Origin of the sequence: Nonomuraea diastatica, from assembly GCF_004349015.1 — a bacterium.
Lineage (GTDB): Bacteria > Actinomycetota > Actinomycetes > Streptosporangiales > Streptosporangiaceae > Nonomuraea > Nonomuraea diastatica.
In genome coordinates, this window is record NZ_SMKP01000077.1 from 1 (window position 1) to 20656 (window position 20656).

At 68.8% G+C, this 20656-nt stretch carries 19 protein-coding genes and 3 pseudogenes; 9 read left to right on the forward strand and 13 right to left on the reverse strand.

Annotated elements, in window-relative coordinates; genetic code table 11:
- Positions 1–250: 250 nt before the first annotated feature.
- The 8 genes and pseudogenes from E1294_RS56035 to E1294_RS54750 all read right to left on the reverse strand — a co-directional run.
- Positions 251–531, reverse strand: a pseudogene (locus tag E1294_RS56035) (transposase); the annotation flags it as partial.
- Between the two features lie 1427 nt (positions 532–1958).
- Complete coding sequence (locus E1294_RS58170) at positions 1959–2195, reverse strand: SbtR family transcriptional regulator (RefSeq protein ID WP_425465224.1); 237 nt, start codon at positions 2193–2195, stop codon at positions 1959–1961.
- Positions 2196–2199: 4 nt separating this feature from the next.
- Positions 2200–2325: a hypothetical protein gene (locus E1294_RS57310; RefSeq protein ID WP_281284505.1), complete on the reverse strand. Its 126-nt coding sequence runs from the start codon at positions 2323–2325 to the stop codon at positions 2200–2202.
- A gap of 123 nt (positions 2326–2448) precedes the next feature.
- Positions 2449–3402, reverse strand: coding sequence for a hypothetical protein (locus tag E1294_RS25665; protein ID WP_132512371.1), 954 nt, complete (start codon positions 3400–3402; stop codon positions 2449–2451).
- Complete coding sequence (locus tag E1294_RS25670) at positions 3389–3913, reverse strand: SigE family RNA polymerase sigma factor (RefSeq protein ID WP_132512373.1); 525 nt, start codon at positions 3911–3913, stop codon at positions 3389–3391. Before E1294_RS25670 ends, E1294_RS25665 begins: the two co-directional genes overlap by 14 nt.
- A 31-nt stretch (positions 3914–3944) precedes the next feature.
- Positions 3945–6395, reverse strand: coding sequence for a dolichyl-phosphate beta-glucosyltransferase (locus E1294_RS25675; protein ID WP_132512375.1), 2451 nt, complete (start codon positions 6393–6395; stop codon positions 3945–3947).
- A gap of 52 nt (positions 6396–6447) precedes the next feature.
- Positions 6448–6813, reverse strand: a complete 366-nt coding sequence (locus tag E1294_RS58175) for a hypothetical protein (RefSeq protein WP_165977469.1) — start codon at positions 6811–6813, stop codon at positions 6448–6450.
- A gap of 312 nt (positions 6814–7125) precedes the next feature.
- Positions 7126–7317, reverse strand: coding sequence for a hypothetical protein (locus E1294_RS54750; RefSeq protein WP_220447935.1), 192 nt, complete (start codon positions 7315–7317; stop codon positions 7126–7128).
- A 473-nt stretch (positions 7318–7790) separates the two neighbouring features.
- Between E1294_RS54750 and E1294_RS58180 the strand changes: the two genes are divergently transcribed.
- Together E1294_RS58180 and E1294_RS25690 are read left to right on the forward strand one after the other, a co-directional pair.
- The gene (locus tag E1294_RS58180; protein ID WP_425465225.1) at positions 7791–8006 is read left to right on the forward strand and encodes a hypothetical protein; all 216 of its coding nucleotides are present in this window, start codon (positions 7791–7793) and stop codon (positions 8004–8006) included.
- Positions 8007–8790: 784 nt separating this feature from the next.
- Complete coding sequence (locus tag E1294_RS25690; protein ID WP_246083276.1) at positions 8791–9159, forward strand: nuclear transport factor 2 family protein; 369 nt, start codon at positions 8791–8793, stop codon at positions 9157–9159.
- A gap of 1028 nt (positions 9160–10187) precedes the next feature.
- Here the strand turns inward: E1294_RS25690 and E1294_RS25695 are convergent.
- Complete coding sequence (locus E1294_RS25695; RefSeq protein ID WP_132512379.1) at positions 10188–10505, reverse strand: alpha/beta hydrolase; 318 nt, start codon at positions 10503–10505, stop codon at positions 10188–10190.
- Between the two features lie 244 nt (positions 10506–10749).
- Between E1294_RS25695 and E1294_RS25705 the strand changes: the two genes are divergently transcribed.
- From E1294_RS25705 to E1294_RS52910, 3 genes and pseudogenes are all read left to right on the forward strand, one after another.
- Positions 10750–11514, forward strand: coding sequence for a class I SAM-dependent methyltransferase (locus E1294_RS25705; RefSeq protein ID WP_220447936.1), 765 nt, complete (start codon positions 10750–10752; stop codon positions 11512–11514).
- Between the two features lie 1700 nt (positions 11515–13214).
- Positions 13215–14330, forward strand: a pseudogene (locus tag E1294_RS58185) (transposase).
- A gap of 9 nt (positions 14331–14339) precedes the next feature.
- Positions 14340–14504, forward strand: coding sequence for a transposase (locus tag E1294_RS52910; RefSeq protein ID WP_165977472.1), 165 nt, complete (start codon positions 14340–14342; stop codon positions 14502–14504).
- A 76-nt stretch (positions 14505–14580) separates the two neighbouring features.
- Here the strand turns inward: E1294_RS52910 and E1294_RS25720 are convergent, their stop codons facing one another.
- Entirely contained in the window at positions 14581–15213 is a 633-nt protein-coding gene (locus E1294_RS25720; protein ID WP_246083277.1) for a CGNR zinc finger domain-containing protein, read from the reverse strand.
- 88 nt (positions 15214–15301) lie between these two features.
- Between E1294_RS25720 and E1294_RS25725 the strand changes: the two genes are divergently transcribed.
- Entirely contained in the window at positions 15302–15613 is a 312-nt protein-coding gene (locus E1294_RS25725; RefSeq protein ID WP_246083278.1) for a VOC family protein, read from the forward strand.
- Positions 15614–15690: 77 nt separating this feature from the next.
- Positions 15691–16116 (forward strand): SRPBCC family protein, encoded by a 426-nt coding sequence (locus E1294_RS25730; RefSeq protein ID WP_132512383.1) that lies wholly within the window; start codon positions 15691–15693, stop codon positions 16114–16116.
- Between the two features lie 207 nt (positions 16117–16323).
- Here the strand turns inward: E1294_RS25730 and E1294_RS25735 are convergent, their stop codons facing one another.
- Complete coding sequence (locus tag E1294_RS25735; RefSeq protein ID WP_165977473.1) at positions 16324–17307, reverse strand: helix-turn-helix transcriptional regulator; 984 nt, start codon at positions 17305–17307, stop codon at positions 16324–16326.
- A gap of 62 nt (positions 17308–17369) precedes the next feature.
- On the opposite strand from E1294_RS25735, the pseudogene E1294_RS25745 reads away from it, so the two are divergent.
- Positions 17370–17795 (forward strand): annotated as a pseudogene (locus E1294_RS25745) (epoxide hydrolase N-terminal domain-containing protein); the annotation flags it as partial.
- Positions 17796–17945: 150 nt separating this feature from the next.
- On the opposite strand, the gene E1294_RS25750 reads toward E1294_RS25745, so the two are convergent.
- Positions 17946–18452, reverse strand: a complete 507-nt coding sequence (locus E1294_RS25750) for a tyrosine-type recombinase/integrase (protein WP_246083279.1) — start codon at positions 18450–18452, stop codon at positions 17946–17948.
- 169 nt (positions 18453–18621) lie between these two features.
- Here E1294_RS25750 and E1294_RS25755 point away from each other — a divergent pair, with 169 nt between their 5' ends.
- Entirely contained in the window at positions 18622–19599 is a 978-nt protein-coding gene (locus E1294_RS25755) for an MFS transporter (RefSeq protein WP_132512389.1), read from the forward strand.
- Between the two features lie 325 nt (positions 19600–19924).
- Here E1294_RS25755 and E1294_RS25760 read toward each other — a convergent pair whose 3' ends face one another.
- A complete protein-coding gene (locus E1294_RS25760; protein WP_165977474.1) occupies positions 19925–20620 on the reverse strand; it encodes a Tn3 family transposase in 696 nt (231 codons plus the stop codon).
- Positions 20621–20656: the final 36 nt, after the last annotated feature.

Genomic DNA, 20656 nt, shown 5'->3' on the forward strand with positions numbered 1-20656 from the left:
TGCCACCACGTCTTCCTCAACGATCAGGGGTTCGATACGGTTGAGGCCAGCCGGAGGGCGGCACAGGGACCGACGAATCTGGTCGGCGTACTCGTAGTGACAGGACGTAACCCCTCGACCGCCCCCGGCACCAGACTTGGTTACGTGCTCATGGCTCCAAGAACGCGTCGGGCTCACGACCGGCCTCGCCGCTGATCATTTCGTGACGTCGCAGCGGATACCAACCCCGGTGACTTGGTTGTTGTGGGTGTTAGTGGCTGGTGGGGGTGAGCCGGCCTTCAAAGGCGATCTGGAAGGCGTTCAACGGTGCCTTCCAGCGCGTCGTCCAGCGGCGCCGACCCTTGCCGGTCGGATCCAGGCTCATCAGCGCCATGTAGACGCATTTCAACGCGGCGGCCTCCGACGGGAAGTGGCCACGGGCTCGGACGGCCTTGCGGATGCGGGCGTTCTCTCGATCGCATTCGTCGAGCAGATCACCTTGCGGATCTCGACGTCGAAGGACAGGAAGGGGACCATCTCGGCCCAGGCGCTTACCGGAAGGTAAGGCCGCTCCTACCGGCACACTGTGTTCCTCCCCGACACGAGGTCACGCCCGTAGCGTGGCCTCGTTCGCGATTGAGCGGAGTGCCTCCGAACTCGCCATTACAACCTCGGAGACGATCTGTTCTAGCGTTGCTCATGACGAAGGGGCCCAGGCCGTTGGCGCGGCCGAGCCCCTCGTCACAGTCAAGGTCGACCCCCGGGAAGGAGGCCCGACGTGCTGAACGTCTGTACTTTGCAACTTCAGGCTATCTAGGCGCGTGGGGTGCCGCAACGACGGCACAGACCGGGGTCAATGAAGGTACGTGGAAGGCGCCTGGAACCGATCGTCTGATCATCTGGTACGCCGGATGGGGCGGCAATCGGCATAAAAATCTGGACCGTCTTTCTCCGGTCGGCCGGTTCCACTTCGGTGTCCCGCGCCGAGGAGGTACGCCTCGCCGCCGTCGACCGTCTTGCCCCGCCACCGACGCGAGCATGGAGCTGACCACCCAGGCACATCCGGGGGCGAGGAACCGGCGGACAGCCGTCGGCGCTGAGAACGATCTTGACTGCGGGAGCTGAGGCTGTTCTTGGTTGCGAAGCTTCCCTAGCGCGTTGCCTGGTCGGCGTCGGCGTGCGGCGCGGATGTCGGCGTCAGAAGCGTGGGTCGAACCGAACGGCTGCCCCTGCTGGCGCCGCATATGGCCCACCAACCCCGAGCAACCCCGACCACGACCTGTTCGCCGCGTGGGCCGCCGAACACGTCCCACCGCTCTTGGAGCAGGCCAACCTGGCGCTCCGCGCCGCCCGCGACCTCCCCCGATAACCGCCTCCCGCCCGGCCGCGCATCACCCGGCCGGGCCCCTGCTCGCGCTCCTGGCCGACCAGATTGGTCTGGCCACCATCACCGCCGAACCGCTGAGGACGACTGACCGATGAGCCTCTACGACCTCGCCAGCGACCTGCGCACCGAAGAGATGGTGCAGAACTGAGAAGAGGCCAATGCCCACGCCGACGAACGGCCGGGCGAGCCGGCGAGAGCGGCAACAGTCGGGTCGAGCCGAGATAACGGGAATTCCGGCCATGGGTGGATCTTGAGCGCTCTGACCTGCTGCAATGTCGTCGAGGGGGTTCGAGCTCCGCCGTACGACTCGGGGCCAGCCGTACTTCCGAGATGATGTCAATCTCGGAAGAATGGCGCATTGGTATCCTCGGCAGGCACGAGATCGTCGGTGGGTTTCCGCACGCGGTGCGGGGCGGCCGGAATGTGAGCGGCGGCCTTCCGGGGGTTCACAATTCGACGGTTTTGAGTTCGTCGGCTTGGGACCGGACGTCGGACCGGCGAGCCCCCGACCACCTCTCCCTCACCCAACTGTCGGCTGAGCGACCATGCCATGCCATGCCATGGATCAGCGATGCCACCGCTGGCGATTGGATCATGTTGTCCGTCGCAGGGCATCCAGGAGTATGTCGGTCATCCGGCCGGCCGGTCGGTTGCTGTCACGGGCGTGGCGTTCCATCGTCAGTGCGCCCAGCGTCAGACTTCGCAGATCGTCGATGTCGGCCCGGACGAGTCCGGTGCGCTGGGCGCTGGCCAGCAGGGTGTCGAAGGCCTGCCAGATGTCGCCCTTGGCGTCGTCATGCGGATTGACCGGCGACCCGGCCGCCTCCAGCGCATCACAGCTTCTCCCTCGGCACCGGCGGCCCCTTGGAGCGCAGCGCGTGCGCCCCTTTTTGCAGGATCTCCGCATCCGCCCCCCGGAGGTGCGTGCCGACCGGCCGTTCGCCCGAGTCGGTGCTCATGTGGTCGCCTGCGACAGCGCCGAGCAGACCGCCGCCCGCCCACCTCCGGGGACGCGGCCATCACGTCCCCGCCGACATCTCCGTCGAGCTGTGGGCCGCGGCTGATCGGTGGAGATCCGGGATTCACGTGTTCAGTGACCCGGCATTCACGGTGACGGCGGTGGCGAGGGTTCGCCTGGCCGGCCCGTCTCCGCCTCTGGCGAAGATCGCGTACGGTTTCCCGGCAGGGAGCAGCAGCACCTCCGAGGCGGAGATCGCCGCGGGTGTGCTGCTGAGGTCGGCATTGGGCGCGGTGGACGGCCGTGGCTGCCGTACGCCGACCTCGATCCAGTCGCCGGCTAGGTCATGGGTGCCGTATTTGACCGACACCCGTGTCGTGACCTGGTCGTTCGGGTACGAGGTCACGACGCCGATCAGCCGGCGACCGGCACCGATCGCCGCCGGGTCGACCGTGAAGGGGATGGAGACCGGCGCGCCGCGCCGGGGGAGCACGCTCTGCGCCACGCGGTGGGCCCTATCCCTGTCCTCGGTCTGATCTTCCAGGGCCACGGTGCCCCAGGCCCCGGGTGCCCATTCCCACGCCAGGCCGCGGGGGATCCAGCGGGCCGGGCGGTCGTTGACGGGCGGGGCGGGCTCGCCGTCGGGCAGGCTCGGTTGGCGGCCGGGGGCATACATGGTGATGACCGCGGTGGCTCGGCTGGCGGGGTCCGTGGAGCGCAGCCTGATGACCTGGCGGTAGCGGCCGGTCTCGTAGCTGTCGGGGGTGAACCCGCCTGCCGAGCCCACCAAGAAAGCGGGGGCGGCCGCGTCGAACGCCTGCCCGTCCTGCACGAGCTGCGACGCCGGCGTGGCCGGAGGCGCCGGACGCGTCCACGGCAGCGAGGGCAGGAAAACGGCGAGCGCGGTCGCGGCGGCCGCCGCGACAGCCACGGCGACCCGTCGTCTCCGCACACGCCGCCGTCCGGCGCGCATCGCCCGCCCGATGTCAACGGAGCCGCCCGCTGAGGGCTCGACGTCACGCAGCAGGCCAAGCACGGCGTGATCCCGCGTCGAGCCGTGCCATTCACCGCGATCCATGCTCGCCCACCTCTTCCACCGTGAACTCCCGCAGATCGAGCAGCTCGCGCAGCCGGGCCAGGCCGCGCGCGGTCTGGCTCTTCACATTGCCCGCCGAGCATCCCAGCAACTCCGCCACCTCCGTCACCGGCAGATCGCACAGGAACCGCAGCACGAGCACCACGCGCTGGCGCGGCGGCACCTGGGCGAGCGCATCGTGCACCACCACCTTCGTCTCCATGTCACCGCCGGGGCAGGGCAGCTCGCGCGGCCGGTCGGTCAGCCACACCCGCGTCCACCAGCCCAGCCGCTGGTCGTTGAGAAAGGTCCGCACCAGCATTTTGTCGACGTAGCGGTGCAGGTCGCGGGCCTCACGGGCACGCCGCCAGTGCACGTACAGCCGGGTGATCGTGCTCTGCACGAGGTCGTCGGCCCGGTGCTCGTCCTTGCACAGGTAGTAGGAAAGGCGACGCAGGGCCGGTAGTCGCGCCGTCACGTACGCGACGTAGTCTTGCTCCTCGTCGGGTCGCACCGCTCACCGTCTCCTCAGTTGTGGTCATCGTCTACGACAGCGCCGACGCCGGGAAAGGTTGCACGATGTTCCGGACGTCCCAGACCCACACCCCGGCGACATGGCGGCCGGGGCCCAGCAGGGCGGTCAGTGTGGCGTGCAGCGCGACCTGCCGGTGGTGCGGCCCGAGCACGACGGCGTCGGCACGCCAGAACGCCAGATCCTCGCGGGCAGCCCGGCGGTGGTCCACGGTCACCCGTGGCACCTCGCCGGTGTCGCGTACCTCGCGCAGCAGGGAGGAGGTGGCGCGGGGCGGGGCGCCGTAGACGCCCTGGCGCTCAGGTCCGTACGGGCCGACGAAGTAGCCCTCGGCCAGCGGGAAGCCCAGGCCTGCGGCCACCTGCCAGTGCAGCGGGGTCGCGTCGGCGGCGTCGGGCAGCGGCGCGGTCACCACCGAGTGTCCGGGGCGCACGTACTCGCGCCACACGCCGGCGGTGAAGAAGGCGGGCGCCGGGTGACGGTCGGCCGCGGCGATCGGCGTGGGGGCGAGCGGCAGCAACGCCTCGGCCAGCGCCAGGCAGAGCAGCACGCGTACGGGAGCCCTGGGCAGGGTCGCCGCGGCCGCCAGCGCGTGGTCGGCGCCGATAGCCAGGAGCGCGCCGACGGCCGGGACGCACACCATCGTGAAGCGGGACTCCACCACCGACTCGAACAGCGGCAGGCGCGACATGAACAGCCACGGGCCGGGGATCCCGGTGCGCTCGCCGTAGAAGACGATCTCGGGGCCGAGCGCGAAGCAGGCCGACACGGCGATCACGGCCGCCAACGCCAGCACGACCGCCCTGCGGCGCAACCACACGACGATGCCGACGGTCAGCACGAGCAGGGGCCAGCCGAAGAAGGCGTTCTGCTCGGTGAGGTTCATCGACAGGCTCGCCGCCACGTTCGCGTCCCCCGCCAGCGATCGGCCCGCGTATTCCACCAGCGCACGTACGTCGTTGCCCGCGGGCCCGTGAATGAGGCTCGCGTAATTCTGCGGCCCGAAGAACTGGAAGACCAGCGCGGGGCCGGTGAGCGCGAGCCCGGTCGTGGCCGCCAGCGCCAGCCCCGCAGCCAGGGGCCGGTACGCCGCCCGCGCCACCTCCGGGCGCAGCAGCGCGTACGCCGCCGCGAAGACGGCCAGGCCGGTGGCTGTGAGCAGGAGCGCCTCCTCGCCCAGGTAGACCTGGTAGGAGACGAGCAGCCCGAGCACCAGGCCGTCGCGGGTGACGTGTTCGCGCTCGCAGAGCAGGAGGAGCCTGCGGACGATGAGCGGGATGACGAAGAGCACGACGAGGTTCGGGTGCGCGTTGGCGTGCGAGATGATCGGCGGGGCGAACGCGCAGAAGCCCGCCCCGATGGCCGCCGCCTGCCACGAGCCGACGAGGTGCTTGGCGAACAGCACATACCAGGCCGTCCCGGTCAGGGCCAGCCCGGCGGTCAGCACGACCGCCCACGTGATCGGTGGCCCGAGCGTCAGCGTCAGCGGGGCCAGGGGGACCGACAGGCCGAGCATGACCGTGTTGGCCATGAGGTTCACCCCGGAGGGATGGTTCTGGAGCGTCGTGAACAGGAGATTGCCCAGGTGCACGAGGTTGTGCGCCGTGACGGCGAAAAACCACTCCCACTGGTTCTGGTCCTGCCCACCATCGGTCAGATACCGGTTCCAGGGGTCGGCCCACAGATGGACGTACAGCGCGACGGACAACGCCAGGAACACGGCGGTCACCCACGCGGTGCGGGCGGCGCCCTCGCCCTGGAACCGGATCCGCAGCACCTCGCCGAGCGTCACCAGGTACTGGTGGGGCCGCACCTTGGAGTCCGGCTGGTGCGACCAGCGGACGGGTACTTCGCGCACCCGCCAGCCGCGCTCGCCGAACATGCGCAGGACCTCCACGTCCCCGCCCCACCCGTCCACCCGGCAGAGGCGGAAGGCCGCCCTGGCCTTGTCCCCGTCGAACAACTTGAACCCGCACTGCGTGTCGGCGACCCCCGGCACGGCCAGCAGCCTGATCAGGACGTTGGCCAGGATGCCGGAGGTCTTTCTGAACCACGGCTGCCTGGCCTCGATCCGCGCTCCCGGCACGGCGCGCGACCCGATGGCCACGTCCGCGCCCCTGGCCAGGGCCTCGCGTAGCCCGGCCAGTTCCTCGATGGGGGTGGCCAGGTCGGCGTCGCAGACCAGCACCTGACGGCCGACGCTGATGAGGACGCCCTCGCGTACGGCGCGGCCCTTGCCCCGGTTGACCGGCAGGCGCAGCACCCGCACGCGCGGCTCGTCACCCGCGGCCGCCTCTGCCACATCGCCGGTGGCGTCCGCCGAGCCGTCGTCGACCACGACGACTTCCCAGCTCAGCGCGGAAGCCCGTAGATGGCCGGTGACGCGGGCGAGCGTGTGCGCCAACCGGCGCTCCTCGTTGTAGGCGGGGATGACGACTGACAGATCAACGTGATTGAGATCCACATAGCGAAGACAGCCTGGACGTGGAGGGAGGTTGCACCGCCATGGTGGATCTTCACCGGACGGGGTGCCGCGTGCTGCGACCGGGGGATGCCGACCCCAGGCCGGACTCGCAGGCCGCGATCACGAGCTGCACCCGATCCCGGGCGTCCGGCTTGGTCATGATCCGACTCATGCCCAGTTCGCGATCGGCCCGGGGGCGGCGGCCTGGCTGGTCGAGGCTGTGGCGACTGGCGTCCGCCGGATCCGGGCGAAGATTGCCGACGCCGTCCTGGCGAAGCTGCACGGGACCGCCGACGTCGACCGGATTCTGGGCACCGCGGCGACGGTGGGCTGCTTCGCCGAGGGCGACCTGCTGTCGATCCTGCACCATCAGGGTGAGCACGACCGGGTCGACCCGATCCGCCACGGTGAGACTCACAGCGTGCAGCCGGGCACGTCCGCCTGGTCCGGGTTTCACGACGACACCGTGATCCGCGGTCGTCTCGGTCGGCACTGCCGACGGGAGCGTCCTGCCAACCGGGCAAGGCCAGCTCGTCGTCGCGAAGCGACCAGACCGACTGCTGTTTGGACGGCGGTCCGGCAAGGACCCGCAACTGCTGCGGGCGGTATTCGTCGCGCGCATCCTCGACACTGAAGCCCGCTGAGGCCAACACCGCGGCCCATCGCCTGCATCATCGCGGCCCCGACCGCACTGGAATGCCGCAGGACCGGCTCGTCCAATTGCTTCAGCCTAAACGCGCGGCGGCTCGCCTGCGCCTGCCGTGTCGGCACCGTCGTCGATGTCCACCTCGGCGCCACCGGCCAGGACCGGGTCCAGCCCGGGGGCGAGCACGGGCAGGCCCGCGGCCGCCAGCTCGTTGCGGACCTTCCAGGCGAGCACCTCCAGGGCCGCGGACTCTTCAGCACTCACTCGTTCGAACACTCGCTCAATCTAGCCGACCGCAGAGAAAGAATCCTTGGTGACTGACACCGCAACTGCACCTGCCCCACCCAGACTGGCTGCCCCGGCTTCCGCCGTCGCGGCCACGACCGGTGCCGCGTTCGACGATGCGATCGTCCTGACGCGGCGCCTGAAGCTGCCTCACTTCCGCCGGGCGAAGGCCGAGGTCATTCCGACAGCGAAGACCCAACGCTGGGAGCCGGCCGAGGTCGTTCGCGCGCTCCTGGCTGAGGAGGCCGCCAGCCGGGACACGGCCAACCTCTGCACCCTCCGCACTCGGGCGGCCTTCCTGAGGCGCTCGGACAGGCAGCCGTCGACGCCGGGATAACCGTGGCCTGGTTCACCATCGAGGACCTCGGCGCGTTGGTGCGACGACACCGCGTCGACGACTCCGTCTCGAAGGCCATCAGCCGGATCACCAGAACCGACTGATCATCGTTGACGACATTGGGCTCCTGCCCGTCTCGCCCGACGCGGCCGAAGGATTCTATCGCCTGGTCGATGCCGCATACGAACGCCGGAGTCTCGCCGTCAGCAGCAACCTGCACCCGTCAGGATTGGACGAGATCATGCGAAGACCCTCACCGCAACCGTCGACTGGCTCCTGCATCACGCCCACGTGGGTCGTTACGAGTCCGCCCCCGGGGAGCCAACTCCTACTGTCCCCTTGACATGCGTCTCCTCTCTCGCCTGCCGTGATCGTCCTGGAAGTGTCGGCCGCCGTCAGTACGAAATGAGATACGGCCTCGGTTGAAGGAGGTCGCCCAGCGCGTAGGGCCCCTCGAACACCTACGCGCGGTGGCGACCGCGCCACGAGAGGCGGGGATCCGAGTGTTCGTCGCTCCGCATCGACAGGATGCGGTCGCGAGAGTCAATCGAGCGCTCGCACGTGGTCGCGTTCTAGCCAGGATTCATACCCACGTGGCACCCCGTTGTCGCCGCCCACCACCAGCCCGGGAAGTGTCCAAGTCCGCGTGACCATCGGAACGTGCGCACCGGCCCCACGACTTCGAACCGCACATCCGCACACGACGAAAGCGCCACACGCTGTTCGGCGCTCACCGCGTCGATAAGTCCCAGCTCAACCGACCAAGCAGGACTCTCTACCCGCTCGACAGCAGCACTGGTCACAGGCCACCATCCAGACCGAAACGATCAGGACAAGAGCAAACCGTAGTGGGAGAAACCAGCGCCACGAGCAAGATTCACTGACCAAGAGGAAGATCATCTGCCTGGGGGGCATTTCGATCTTGTCCGAGGTGGACCGATGGTCAAGAGGAAGATGTCGCTTTGAAGTGTCGACGTTTAGCTGTTCCTGTCGGCGTGGGTACCGGTGTTAAGGGTCACTTGTCGACGTGATGTCAAGAACGCTCTGGCAGCTCCGACCCTCCTACGAGGGAGCCGCCGGTTCGCGGCGGCGCCCCCATGGACGACACCCGACTCGAAGGAGCAGACATGTCACGGAACATCGAGACCGTCAACACCTACCTGGACGGTTTCCGCAAGAACGACCACGAGCAGATCCTGTCCTGCCTGACCGACGACATCGAGTGGACTGTCTTCGGCGCCTTCCACCTGACCGGCAAAGACGCCTACGACAGGGCCATCGACGGCCCGCCCGAACTCATCGACCCTCCCCACCTGGAGGTCGTGCGCATGGTCGAGCAGGGCGATGTCGTCATGGCGGAACTCACCGGGACGGTGAAGCGAGTCGCGGGCGGCGAGATGCGCATGTCCATGGCGGAGGTGTTCGTCATGCGCGACGGCAAGATCGCCGAGCGTCGTGCCTGGGTCATCGAGCTGAAGGAGAACGACTACCGCTGACCGGAGAAGTTTGATCACGGGCGGCCCGGCTCGGCGACGACAATGTGCCCGGGCCGCCCTGAAATCTTGAGTGCCACGGCCTTCGCGACCAGACTTCCCCACAGGGCCTGGAATCCGCCAGGTCGAGGTGAACGACCGGGACCACCAGCGTGCAACGTACTTGTCGGACCGCAGCTCAGCGGGCGTCGCTACCCACAGGTCCACCTGGAACGCACAAAAGGAAAGGGGTAAGTCGGGCAGTTGGACGGCCCGACCAGGTCCGCGAGGCTGGCGAGACGGCGCAACCGCTGGCCTCATCCGGGGGAGGGGACCGGCGGGGCACGAGCTCGGCAGCCGGGGCGCACGGCAACGCCCCCGCGCCTGCGGCGAGGCCGGAGGGCCCTCGCTCAGGTCCGACGCGGAGCCGGACGTCCGCCAGCGCTGGCAGCGCGTGCGCCAGAGCGAGTTTCGCGGAGGACCGGTTGATGAGCATCGGCTTGCGCACCGCCTTCCAGGTGGAGGCGTCGGTGAAGGAGGCTATCCGGCTTGTGCCGGCATCGTCCCGGTCAGAGGTATCGCCGCAGGCATCTGGCGAAGCCGACCCGTCGTAGGTGTCTGGGCGGGCCGGACCCGGTATTCGGCAGGCGGGGGGTGGCCGAGGCTGCGGCTGATGTGGATGTGGGTTGGCTTGGTCAGCGCAGTCGGAGACCAGGCCGCAGGGGAACGAAGCCGCCGTGTTAGGTTTTTGCCGACGAGCCGTTAAGAAACCTGCGATGAGCCGCCAAACCGTGCCTGAGCTGGAGTTAGATGTTGATTGCGGCGGACCAGACGCCGTCATCCGCGGCCGCCCGAGCCTCCGCCATCGGGTTCGTGTACTTGATGGTGGGTCTGCCTAGGAATTGAAGGTGAACCCATGCGCTGACGGCCGGACAGGCCGAGGCCCTCGGACTACGGAATCTCCGAGACAAGGGCCTCCTACTCGTCGGGGCTGTCACGATGGCACTGAGTCAGCTCAACGCGGAAGAGGCCCTCTGATCGCAAATCCCGGCTTATGGCCGCATGCCGCGGCAGCGCCCATGGGCGAGGCGGCCGGTTTCGAAGTATGTGGCGACTTTGGCGCCGCACGCGGGATCCATGAAGACCGAACCGTGTACGTCGTCGTCGACGGTCAGGACCGCGCCGCCGATGATGGCCTGCATTTGGGTCGTCCATGCGTAGGGTGACATGGTCTCGTGAAGGTGCCCGGACAGTTGCAGTGAGGTGCCGGTGTCGCGTACCCGGGTATCGGTCACGGGCAACGCCCAGCCGGCGCAGCCGGCCAGTGCGGAGAACTTGCCGAAGTCGCCGGTGAGGGGGTGGCGCTCGATCCGTTGCCGCCAGGCGGACCACGCGGAGGCGAACCCGCCGACGCCGACGTGTACTTCGGCAAGGTGCTGCGCACCACGGCCAAGGGCACCCGGCTGTCACGAGCGCAGGCCATGAAGACTTTCTTCCTGTTCCTGGAGTTTCTCTGCACTAGTCAAATGGATCTTGAGCCTTTCCAGCTTCGCCCTATGAGGAGACCTCGTAATCGAGTAGCCGGTTCCGGCGACGCTCACTAGCGTTTGCCGGGTGCAGGGTTACGACATGCTCATCGAGCAGGCCATCGCGTCGTCCGTCGGTGCGGAGGGGCCGGGCTGGGACTTCAGCTGGCTGCGCGGGAGGACGAGCGGCGGAAGGCCACCGTGGTCCTACTCCCGCCGGGCTTCGAAGCTCCTCGCAGTGGCGCGCCGACCGCTGGACGTCGACACGGGTGGAGGCGAGGTCCTGGCCTCGCTTGCTCCGCTGCCCCGGCACATGGTCGCGACGGAGGCGTGGCGGCCCAACATCCCTGTCGCGGCCGAACGGCTGCGGCCGTACGGGGTCGTGGTGCTGGGCGGCGCCGCCAACCGAATCCCGATACGTGACGTCGTCTTTGACCTTGTGCTCAACAGGCACGGCGGGTTGAACGCGGCCGAGGTGGCCCGCGTTCTCGTGCCCAACGGCCGGCTGCTCACGCAGCAGGTGGGCAGCCGGAACGGCCTGGCTCTGAATAACGCCTTGGGAGCGCCACCTCCCGCGGATCCGGACGGCTGGACCCTGGCCATCGCGGTGGAGCGCCTGAAGAGTCACGGGCTGGACGTGCTGGACGCGCGCGAAGAGATGATCGACTATGTCTTCCACGACATCGCCGCTGTCGTCTTCCAGTTGCGCGCTGTTCCCTGGCAGATTCGCGACTTCGACCTCGCCCGCTACGACGGCGCGTTGCGCAGGCTTCATGACCGCATCCGCGTCGAGGGCGCTTTCGTAACGCGCGATCATCGCTTCCTCATCGAGGCACGCCAGCCACGTCACTGACGTGCGCAGTGAGCCTGCGTGGGTCGCGTCGTGCCGTGCCGCGCTTGGCTGAATTCGCCGGCATGGCCCACCCGCAGGGGCCTGTGGAAGTCGTCGGTGGTGTGTGTCACGGTCGCGTGGACGGCATGCCTGGCATTCCGAGGTCGGTCGGAGCGACTCTGGCGAGCCGGCGGGTCTGGTCTCGCTTCAGACGCAAGAAGGTCAGGGTGAGGTCGATGCCTTCGATCTCGCCGAGCCAGCCCTCGGCTTCGGCTCGGGCTCGGCGTTTCTCTAGGCGCTCACAACAGCCCAGGTCAACGAGGCGGGCCGGCGGGCAGCCAGGCGATGAAGGAGCTGGAGCAGTTCCTGCTGGACCGGGCGATGGAGCACGACTCGCCCACGTTGCTGTTAACCTGGCGCGCGAGTATCTGATGGCGGCCAAGGTGATCCGGCCCGGCGCTCTCATCTTGGCCAAGATGGTCGGCACGGCCCGCAAGGCGGCCTCCGATCTGACCTCGCAGTTGGTGGGGCATTTGCTGACGGCGGAGGTCCGCGCCGATCTGGAGCGGATGCTGCTGGTGGATGCGGGGCTGGGGATGACCCGGCTGGAGTGGCTGGTCAGCCCGGCACGGGATGCCTCGGCGACGTCGGTGAAGACCGCGATCGACAAGCTGGGCTGGCTGCGCGCGATTGACTCCCACCAGATGGATGTGTCGGTGCTGCCGAACGAGCGGCGCCGGTTCCTGGCCCAGGTTGCGCGCCGCTCGACCAACCAAGGGCTGGAGCGGCGCAAGGAGCGTAAGTTTCCGATCCTGCTGGCGTTCGTGGCCCAGGCGGCGGTCGACCAATTGGATGAGGTGGTGGCCCTGTTCGACCAGGCGGTGTCGGCTCGGGAGTCGCGGGCGAAGTCCAAGACGGATGAGGCGCTGGTCGAGCGGGCCAAGAAGGGTGAGGCCCGGCAGCTGGTGATGGAGATGATCCTGCCGGTGCTGGCCGACCCGTCGATCGCCGACGATGAGGTGGGCGGGATGCTGCGCGAGCGGATCGGCATGCAGCGGCTGCGGGAGATCACCTCTGATGCGTGGAAGCCGCTGCCCCGCGATCACGGCCGGCTGTCGGAGCTGGAGTCCTCCTACACCTACCTGCGCCAGTTCACGCCGAACGTGCTGGCCGCGATCGATTTCCAGGGCGGGCCGGGCACAGCCGAGCTGATGGAGGCGGTGGCCGTCTTGAAGGAGATGAACCGGCTCGGTGGCCGGAAGGTGCCTGCGGGGGCGCCGAGCGGCTTCATGCCCGCCAAGTACGCCGACTATCTGGCCAAGGCTCGCAGGCCCGGGGAGGACACCGCCTACCGCCACTACTGGGAGCTGTGCGTGATCTTGTGCCTGCGGGACGGGCTGCGCAGCGGGGATGTCTTCGTGCCGGGCTCGCGCCGCTACGCCGACCCGGCTACCTACCTGTACACGCCCGAGCAGTGGGCGCCCCGGCGAGGAGAGTACTGCCGCCTTGTGGGCAAGCCGCCGAACGCGGCCGAGGCGCTGGAGCAGGGCAAGGAGGAACTGCACGCCGCCCTGCAGGAGCTGGAGACGACCCTGGCCGGCGCCGCTCCCGACGACACCGGCATGGTCCGGCTGGATGAGGACGAGCATCTGGTGGTGCCGCCGCTGTCGGCCGAGGACGTACCGGCCGAGGCCAAGGCGCTGAGGGACGAGCTGGCCGCGATGCTGCCGTTCGCGCCGATCGCCTCGCTGCTGATCGAACTGGACGCCCGCACGCACTTCCTGGACTGCTTCACCCACGCCGGCGGCCGCAAGCTCACCACGTCCGTGGAGACCAAGCGCAACATCCTGGCCGTGCTCATCGCGATGTCCACCAACCTGGGCCTGCCGCATGTCGGAGGCCTGCGGGGTGTCCTACGACGTGCTGGCCTGGACCATGGAGTGGTACGTGCGGGAGGAGACGCTGCGCGAGGCCAACACGGTCATCGTCGACCACCACTACGGCCTGGAGCTGGCCAAAGTGTTCGGCGGTGGCACCATGAGCTCATCGGATGGCCAGCGGTTCCCCGTCCGCGGCAAGACCCTGACCGGCCGGACCATGGTCATTCACAGCGGTCAGGTGCTCTCCACGTACACCCATGTCTCCGATCAGTGGTCGACGTACGGCACGAAGATCATCGTGCCGACGGCGCGGGAGGCGCACTTCGTCCTGGACGACTTCCTCGGCAACGCAACCGACCTCCCGATCGCCGAGCACGCGACCGACAGTCACGGAGCCACACTCATCAACTTTGCGTTGTTCGATCTGGTCGGCAAGGCGTTGATCCGCGATTGCGGGACCTGACCCGGGTCACCCTGGTACGGGACGACACCCCGACCGAGATCGCCAAGCGCTATCCGCACGCCGGGCCGCTGCTAGGCGCGCGCTGGAATGAGGACCTCATCGCCGACTGCTGGCCGGACCTGCAGCGGATGGCCGGATCGCTGAAATACGGCCAGGCCACCGCCTCGCTGATCGTCGGCAAGTGGTCGGCCGCCTCCCGGCAGAACACCCTGGCCGCCGCTCTGAAGGAATGGGGCATGCTGCGCAGGACCGTCCACCTGGCCAAATACCTGTCGGACCCGGCCTTCAGAAGGAAGATCTCGCGACAACTGAACAAGGGGGAAAGCCTGCACGCACTGCGCCGCGACCTGCACTACGCCCAGCAGGGCACCATCACCCGCCCGCACCTGGAACAGCAGACCGAGCAGGCGTGGTGCCTGACCCTGCTGACCAACTCGGTGGTCGCATGGACGACCGAATATTATTCTAGGGCGGTGCTGGAGCTGCGTTCCTAGGGCCGGGAGGTGAGCGACGAGATCCTGTCGCACATCTCGCCCGGCCACAGCGACAACATCAACTTCTTCGGCGTCATCAACGTGGACGTCGAGGCGGAACTGGCCAAGCTCGACACCAGCGGATGGCGACCGCTTCGGCCCGTCCAACTGCGCCAGCTGGGGCTGACCCCGTGATCTGAGTCCCTCGAAGAGGGGCAAAAGCCCCGCATCTGCCCGGACGGGGCGAGGCCGGCGGGCCAACGGCGCGGGGTTATCGGTTTGTCGGTTGGCCCGCGGTCAAGGGCGCGGTGGACTTGCGGTGGTGAGAGGCGCGGGCTTTGGCGCGGTTGCCGCAGATGTCCATGGAGCACCAGGTCCGGCGCCGATTGCGGGAGTGGTCATAGTAGGCCCATCGGCAGCTCGGCTCCCGGCAGGCCTTCAGCCGCGTCCATGTGCCTTCCGCCACGGCCTCGGCCACGACGGCGAGCAGCCTGGCCAGCGCCGCCTCCACCGGCACCCGGGCGCGGGCGACCAACCGGGGCGGGGAAACGGTCACGTCGAGCATCAGCGGGAAGTCGCGGGTGAGATCGGCGAGTTCGGCGCGAGCGGCGGGGTTGAGGCCGTCCGGGCGCGGGCTGGAAACCGGCTCGGTGTTGTTCTCGGCGATCAGCGCGCGTAGTCCCTCACGGATCCGTTCGGCACGGTCGCGCTGCTCGTCGTTCACCACCGTGTCGGCCGGCATGAGACCGCGGGCGTGCAACCACGTCGCCAGCTGTTGCGGGGTTGCGATCTCGTCGCCGTCCCGGCGGCGGGTGTTGATGAACTCCTCGATCACGCGCAGCGGCATCGGCGCCGTCCCGGTTGCGAGGTTGTCCGGCACGCGCTCGGCAGCACGCTCATCCATCACGCCTCGAAGCCTACCCGGCTATGGCCGATGGTAGGTTACTTAACCGACGTAATTGGTACGTCAGTTAGATCAGAAGGGGTCGCTGGTGAGCATCAGCATCGGCAACATCTGCATCGACACGAACGACCTGGCCGGCAGCACCGCCTTCTGGCAGGCGGTCACCGGATACCAGGTCGCGTCCTCGGACGAAGGCGCCACCTACCTGGAGGACGCGAACAAGAGGGGCGTGGGCCTGTCCCTGCAGGCCGTGCCCGAGGGCCGGGAGGGCAAGAACCGGCTGCACCTGGACCTGTCCACTGATGACCTGGCAGGCGAGGTCGGCCGGATTCGGGCCCTTGGCGCGAGTGAAGTGCGGGCGCTTCGACGGCTGGGTCGTGCTGGCCGACCCCGAGGGTAACCAGTTCTGCGTCGTCGCCGCATAGACGCACCCGCCACCGCGCGACACCAGTTCCCACCACTACAGAAGAGACAGATATGGCCTCCGTGTACAAAGAGATCATCATCGATGCCGACCCCACGGCCGTGTGGGCGATCATCAGTGACTTCACCGACGGGCCCGTCCGGATGGCGCCGGGCTTCGTCACCGACAGCCGGCTCGACGAAGACGAACCGGACGTCAGGGTCGTCACGTTCGCTGACGGAATGGTGCTGCGGGAGCGGCTCATCGCGCTCGACGATGAGCCGCGCCGGCTCGTCTTCTCGGTCATCGGCGGCACCATGCAGCCGGAACACGACAACGCCTCGATGCAGGTCGTCCCGCATGGTGACGGCGGCAGCCGGTTCGTCTGGATCCACGACGTGCGACCGGACGACCTCGCCGTCCCGATGGGCGCCGGAATGGACCACGGCCTGAGCATCTTCAAGCAGACGGTGGAGTTCTCCAGCGAGCACCTCGGCTAGGTCAGCCGCGTCATTGCTGGTCGCGGTCCTCCCCGTGAGGACTGTGACCAGCTGCGTGACCGGACGGGGCTGCCCCGCCATTCGGCGGCAGGCGGCTCTTGCCTGCTCCGGCGGCCAGCCGCCCCCGCCAACTCGTGGCCGGTTGCTCGATGGCTTCCGGAGCCCGGCGGGGAGCCGGCGGTGTTGTGGTCATGCGGCGGCGGGCGCTCACCCGGTCCGATCACCTGGTGCAGACGAGGTGATCGTGCGGATGTATCGGTGGGCGAGACGGTGCAGGTGCGTGAGAAGTTCCGGCGGCCCGGTGACGTCGAAGTCTGCGCCGAGCAGGCCCAGATGGACGGCGAGGGTCTCGACGGTGTCCGCGCCGGTGTGCAGGACGCAGGTGCGTTCGTCGAGGCGTTCGACCGTGCCGGCGGCCGGGCCGATGCGATCGGCGATGACCTCGGCCGGCGCGTGCACGGTGACCTGCGCCTGGTAGCGCCAGGCGGCGGCGGACACCCGGCGTGACACGTACGCGGCGACGTCGTCGGGCAGGTCGCGCGGTGTGAAGCGGGGGCCGGTCGGGGTGCGGCGTCGTATCCGGTCGACGCGGAAGGTACGCCAGTCGCTCCGCTCGACGTCCCATGCCAGCAGGTACCAGCGGCGGCCCCAGATGACGAGCCGGTACGGCTCGACGGCGCGCACGGTGGCCGCGCCGGCGTGGTCGTGGTAGTCGAAGCGGAGCCGTTCCCGGTCGCGGCAGACCGCGCTCAAGGCGGTCAGGACCGTTGGGTCGATGCTGGGGCCGGCGTCGTCGCGGGGCACCGGCACCGTGTAGGCCTGCAGGGTGTTGACCCGACGCCGCAACCGGGACGGCAGCACCTGCTCCAGCTTTGCCAGCGCCCGCAACGACGCCTCCTCGATCCCCGCGATGGCGCCACCGGTCGCGGTCCGCAGGCCGACGGTGACAGCGACCGCCTCCTCGTCGTCGAGCAGCAACGGCGGCAGCACGGCACCGGCGCCGAGCCGGTAGCCGCCGGCAGAACCGCGGGTGGCCAGCACCGGGTAGCCGAGGGTGCGCAGGCGCTCCACGTCGGTACGCACGGTCCGCCCGCTCACCCCGAGGCGCTCGGCGAGCTCGGCGCCGGTCCACTCGCGCGGGGTTTGCAGGAGAGAGAGCAGCCGCAGGAGGCGGGCCGAGGTGTCCAGCATTCGTCAAGCATGCCGGACCATTAGGAGCGGTATCGTCCTAATGGTCCGGCAGGGTCGACGCCATGACCGAGATCGACACGGCCGAGATCCGTGATTTCCGTATCGATATCCCGCAGGCCGACCTGGACGACCTGGCCGAGCGCCTGGCCCGGGTCCGCTGGACCGACGAACTGCCCGGCGCCGGCAACGACTACGGCGTGCCGCTGCACTACGTGCAGAGTCTGGTGCAGCGGTGGCGCGACGGCTACGACTGGCGCGCGTGGGAGGCGAAGCTCAACTCGTACCCGCAGTTCACCACGGGCATCGACGGGCAGAACGTGCACTTCCTGCACGTGCGCTCGCCCGAGCCGGACGCCACGCCGCTGCTGCTCACGCACGGCTGGCCGACCACCGTCGTGGAGTTCCTGGATGTGATCGGCCCGCTGAGCGATCCGCGCGCCCATGACGGCGACCCGGCCGACGCCTTCCACCTGGTAATCCCGTCCATCCGGGCGGATATGGCTTCGACCTGGCATTAATAAAGCCAGGGCAGGTCAGGCGGCACGAGAGGCGACAAGCTGTCCTGAGCGGCAGCGCGCGTTGACACGAACCTGCCCACGCTGCCGCTCATGGCCATGTCGGCCCGGGCAAATGATTGATCAGTGAGTACGACGGTGAGGCGCCAGGACCTCGGTGACCTTGGCGATGGCTTCGGCGCCGGGTTGGACGTAGCGCATGGCGGTGCGGGGGTTCTTGTGCCGGGTCTTGCCCATGATGAGCTGCAGCGGCACTTCGGCTTCGCCGAGGTGGGTGGCGGCGCTGTGGCGCAGCTGGTGCAGGTCGAGGCCGGCGTACTTGTCCAGCAGGATGCGGGCGCGGTCGTAGCCCAAGCGGGCGCGGCCGGTGTGCGGGCAGATGTCGGCGGCGGTCGGTCGCCGGGCCGGGATCGGGCGGCGTTCGGATAGGAACAGCGGCCCGTGGGTGCGTGAGGTGCCGTCGGGGAGGCGGATCAGGCGAGGCAGGAGGTGAGCGGTGCCGCTGTCCCAGTAGACCCACTCGGTGGCGCCGCCCTTGGAGCGGACGGGGGCGCGGTGGCGCTCCAGGTCGAGGTCCTCGACGTTCAGTGCCAGGATTTCCGCCGCTCTGGCCGCCGTTTCGTAGAGCATCCGCCACAGCGCTCGCTCACGCAGTGGGAGTCGCTGCGCGACAGCAGCCGGTGGATGGTGGTCTTGGCGACCGCGCGGGTCTCGTCGGCGCTCTCCTTGCGGCGTTCGGCCTCAGCTGGGACCGACGGGGCGGCCCAGTGCTTCTTGGTCTGGCACCAGGTCAGCCAGGATGCGCACCCGCGGTGTCCGCGCCGCCATGCTCGCCAACGCCGCCCTGGTGCTTATCGGCACGCTCCTGGTGGCACTTGCGCCGGCGCTGCCGATGCTGCTCGCCGGACGCGCCGCCCAAGCCGCCGGCGGGGGTGGCCTGGTGACCATCGCCATCACCCTGGCCGGGACGACCTCCCGGACCGCTGTCATCACTGCCGGGGTCGGCCTGGTCGGTGCGTTCGGCCCGCTGGCCGGCTCGACCCTATCGGCGATCTCCTGGCGGACGCCGCTGCTGCTATCTCTGCCCGCGCTCCTGGCCGTTCCCGCCATCCTGCGGCACGTCGCCGCACACCACTTCGATCGGGACACCGCCACATCCACCGACATCGTCGGCATCCTGCTGGTGATGACGCTGATCAGCGCGTTCGTCCTGGTCCCGCGCCTGGGCCTGGCGGCACTCGCCGCGGCGGCCATCGCAGGCCTGCTCCTGACCGTGCATGTCCGCAGGAACATCGCCGGGTTCGTTCCGCGGGCCGTCGTGGGCGCCCAGGCGTTCGTGACCGCCTCAGTGGCCGCGTGCGCGTTGTCCACTTCCTACTTCGCCCTGCTCTACACCGTGCCCCGGATGCTGGAACGCCACTGGCCGGCCGAACGGATCGGGCTGATGACGCTCATCATGCTGGCCACCGGCTCCATTGCCTCGCTGCTGTTCACCCGTTGGACCCCACGGTACGGCCCCACTGTCACTCGGACGATCCTCCTGGCCACCGGCGCCGTGGCCGTCGCCCTGCCCCTGACCGCGCCCTGGCCGGTGGCCATCGTGGCGGCCAACGCGTTCGCAGCGTTCGCCGCCACGGCGGCGATGGCCTGGTACGCCGCCCGCGCCGGCAAAGCCGTGCCACCCGGGCACCGGGCCACCGCAGTCGCCCTGTTCACCCTGTGCTACCAGTTCGGCGGCGCCTTCGGCCCGGCGCTGGCCACCCTCCTGATCGCGTGAGCGACACCGGACGGATTGCGGACGCCATCGATCACCGTACGGTGCACATCCGGCTGGGTGGGGCCGTCCCGTCTTCCATGGCTCAGCTCAGCCAGCGTTCAGCAGGTGACGAGCATCTCAATGAGAACGGCCTTCCGCCGGCTCCGCTCGACAGACCCCAGCCGTCCTGTCCAGCGCACCCCCACCGAGGCGAGTGGCCGCGCGGGTAAGCCCGGCCACCCGCGGCGCCGCTCGGTACATGCGCAGCCGCGCAGCACCTGCTGGTGCACTGCCGCCCGCAGCCCGGCAGCGACAGAGGAATTCCGAGCGGCCATCAACGCTGGCGTCAGTCATCCCAGTCGGGTTCGTCCGGGTCGCGCAGTTCCCGCACGCCCGTGGGACCGAGGTCCGGCAGCGCGAAGGTGTAGGTGCCGATCACATTGATGTGCTGGCGGCCGAACGGCGACAAACGGGCGACATCCTCCTCAGCCAGCGGGTAGCCCGCAGCCTGCAGACGGGCCAGGGCCTGGTCAACGTAGAAGGTGTTCCACAGCGTGACGCAGTTGAGCACCAGGCCCAGCGCGCCAAGCTGGTCCTCCATGCTTTTGTAGTAGCGCTGGTAGACCTCGCCTTTGCGGCCGTGGAAGATCTTCCCGGCCAGGGCGTGGCGGGATTCTTGCAGGTTGCGGATGCCCTTGATGTCGCGCCGATACGGCTCCTCGACCGCGTAGGTGAGGATGTGCAGCGTCTTGAAAATGCGGCCGTAGGCGGCGATCGCCTCCCCGAGGGGGGTGGGGTTGCCGTCGCGCTGCAGCATCCTCATCACGTCATAGGCGCGGATCTGGCCGGTGTAGATGGACACCACCACCCGCAGGATGTCGTCCCAGTGCCGTTGGACCTTGGCCAGGTCGATCTTGCCGCCGGCGAAGCGCGCCAGCGGCCCGTAGTCGGCGTCCTGGATCCGCCAGCCCTTCTGGTCCGGAAGGTCGGCCAACGCCGGTCGGTATTGCATGCCCAGCAGATGCACGAGTCCGAAGACCACGTCGCTGTTTATATGGACACTGTCAAGCAGCTGTCC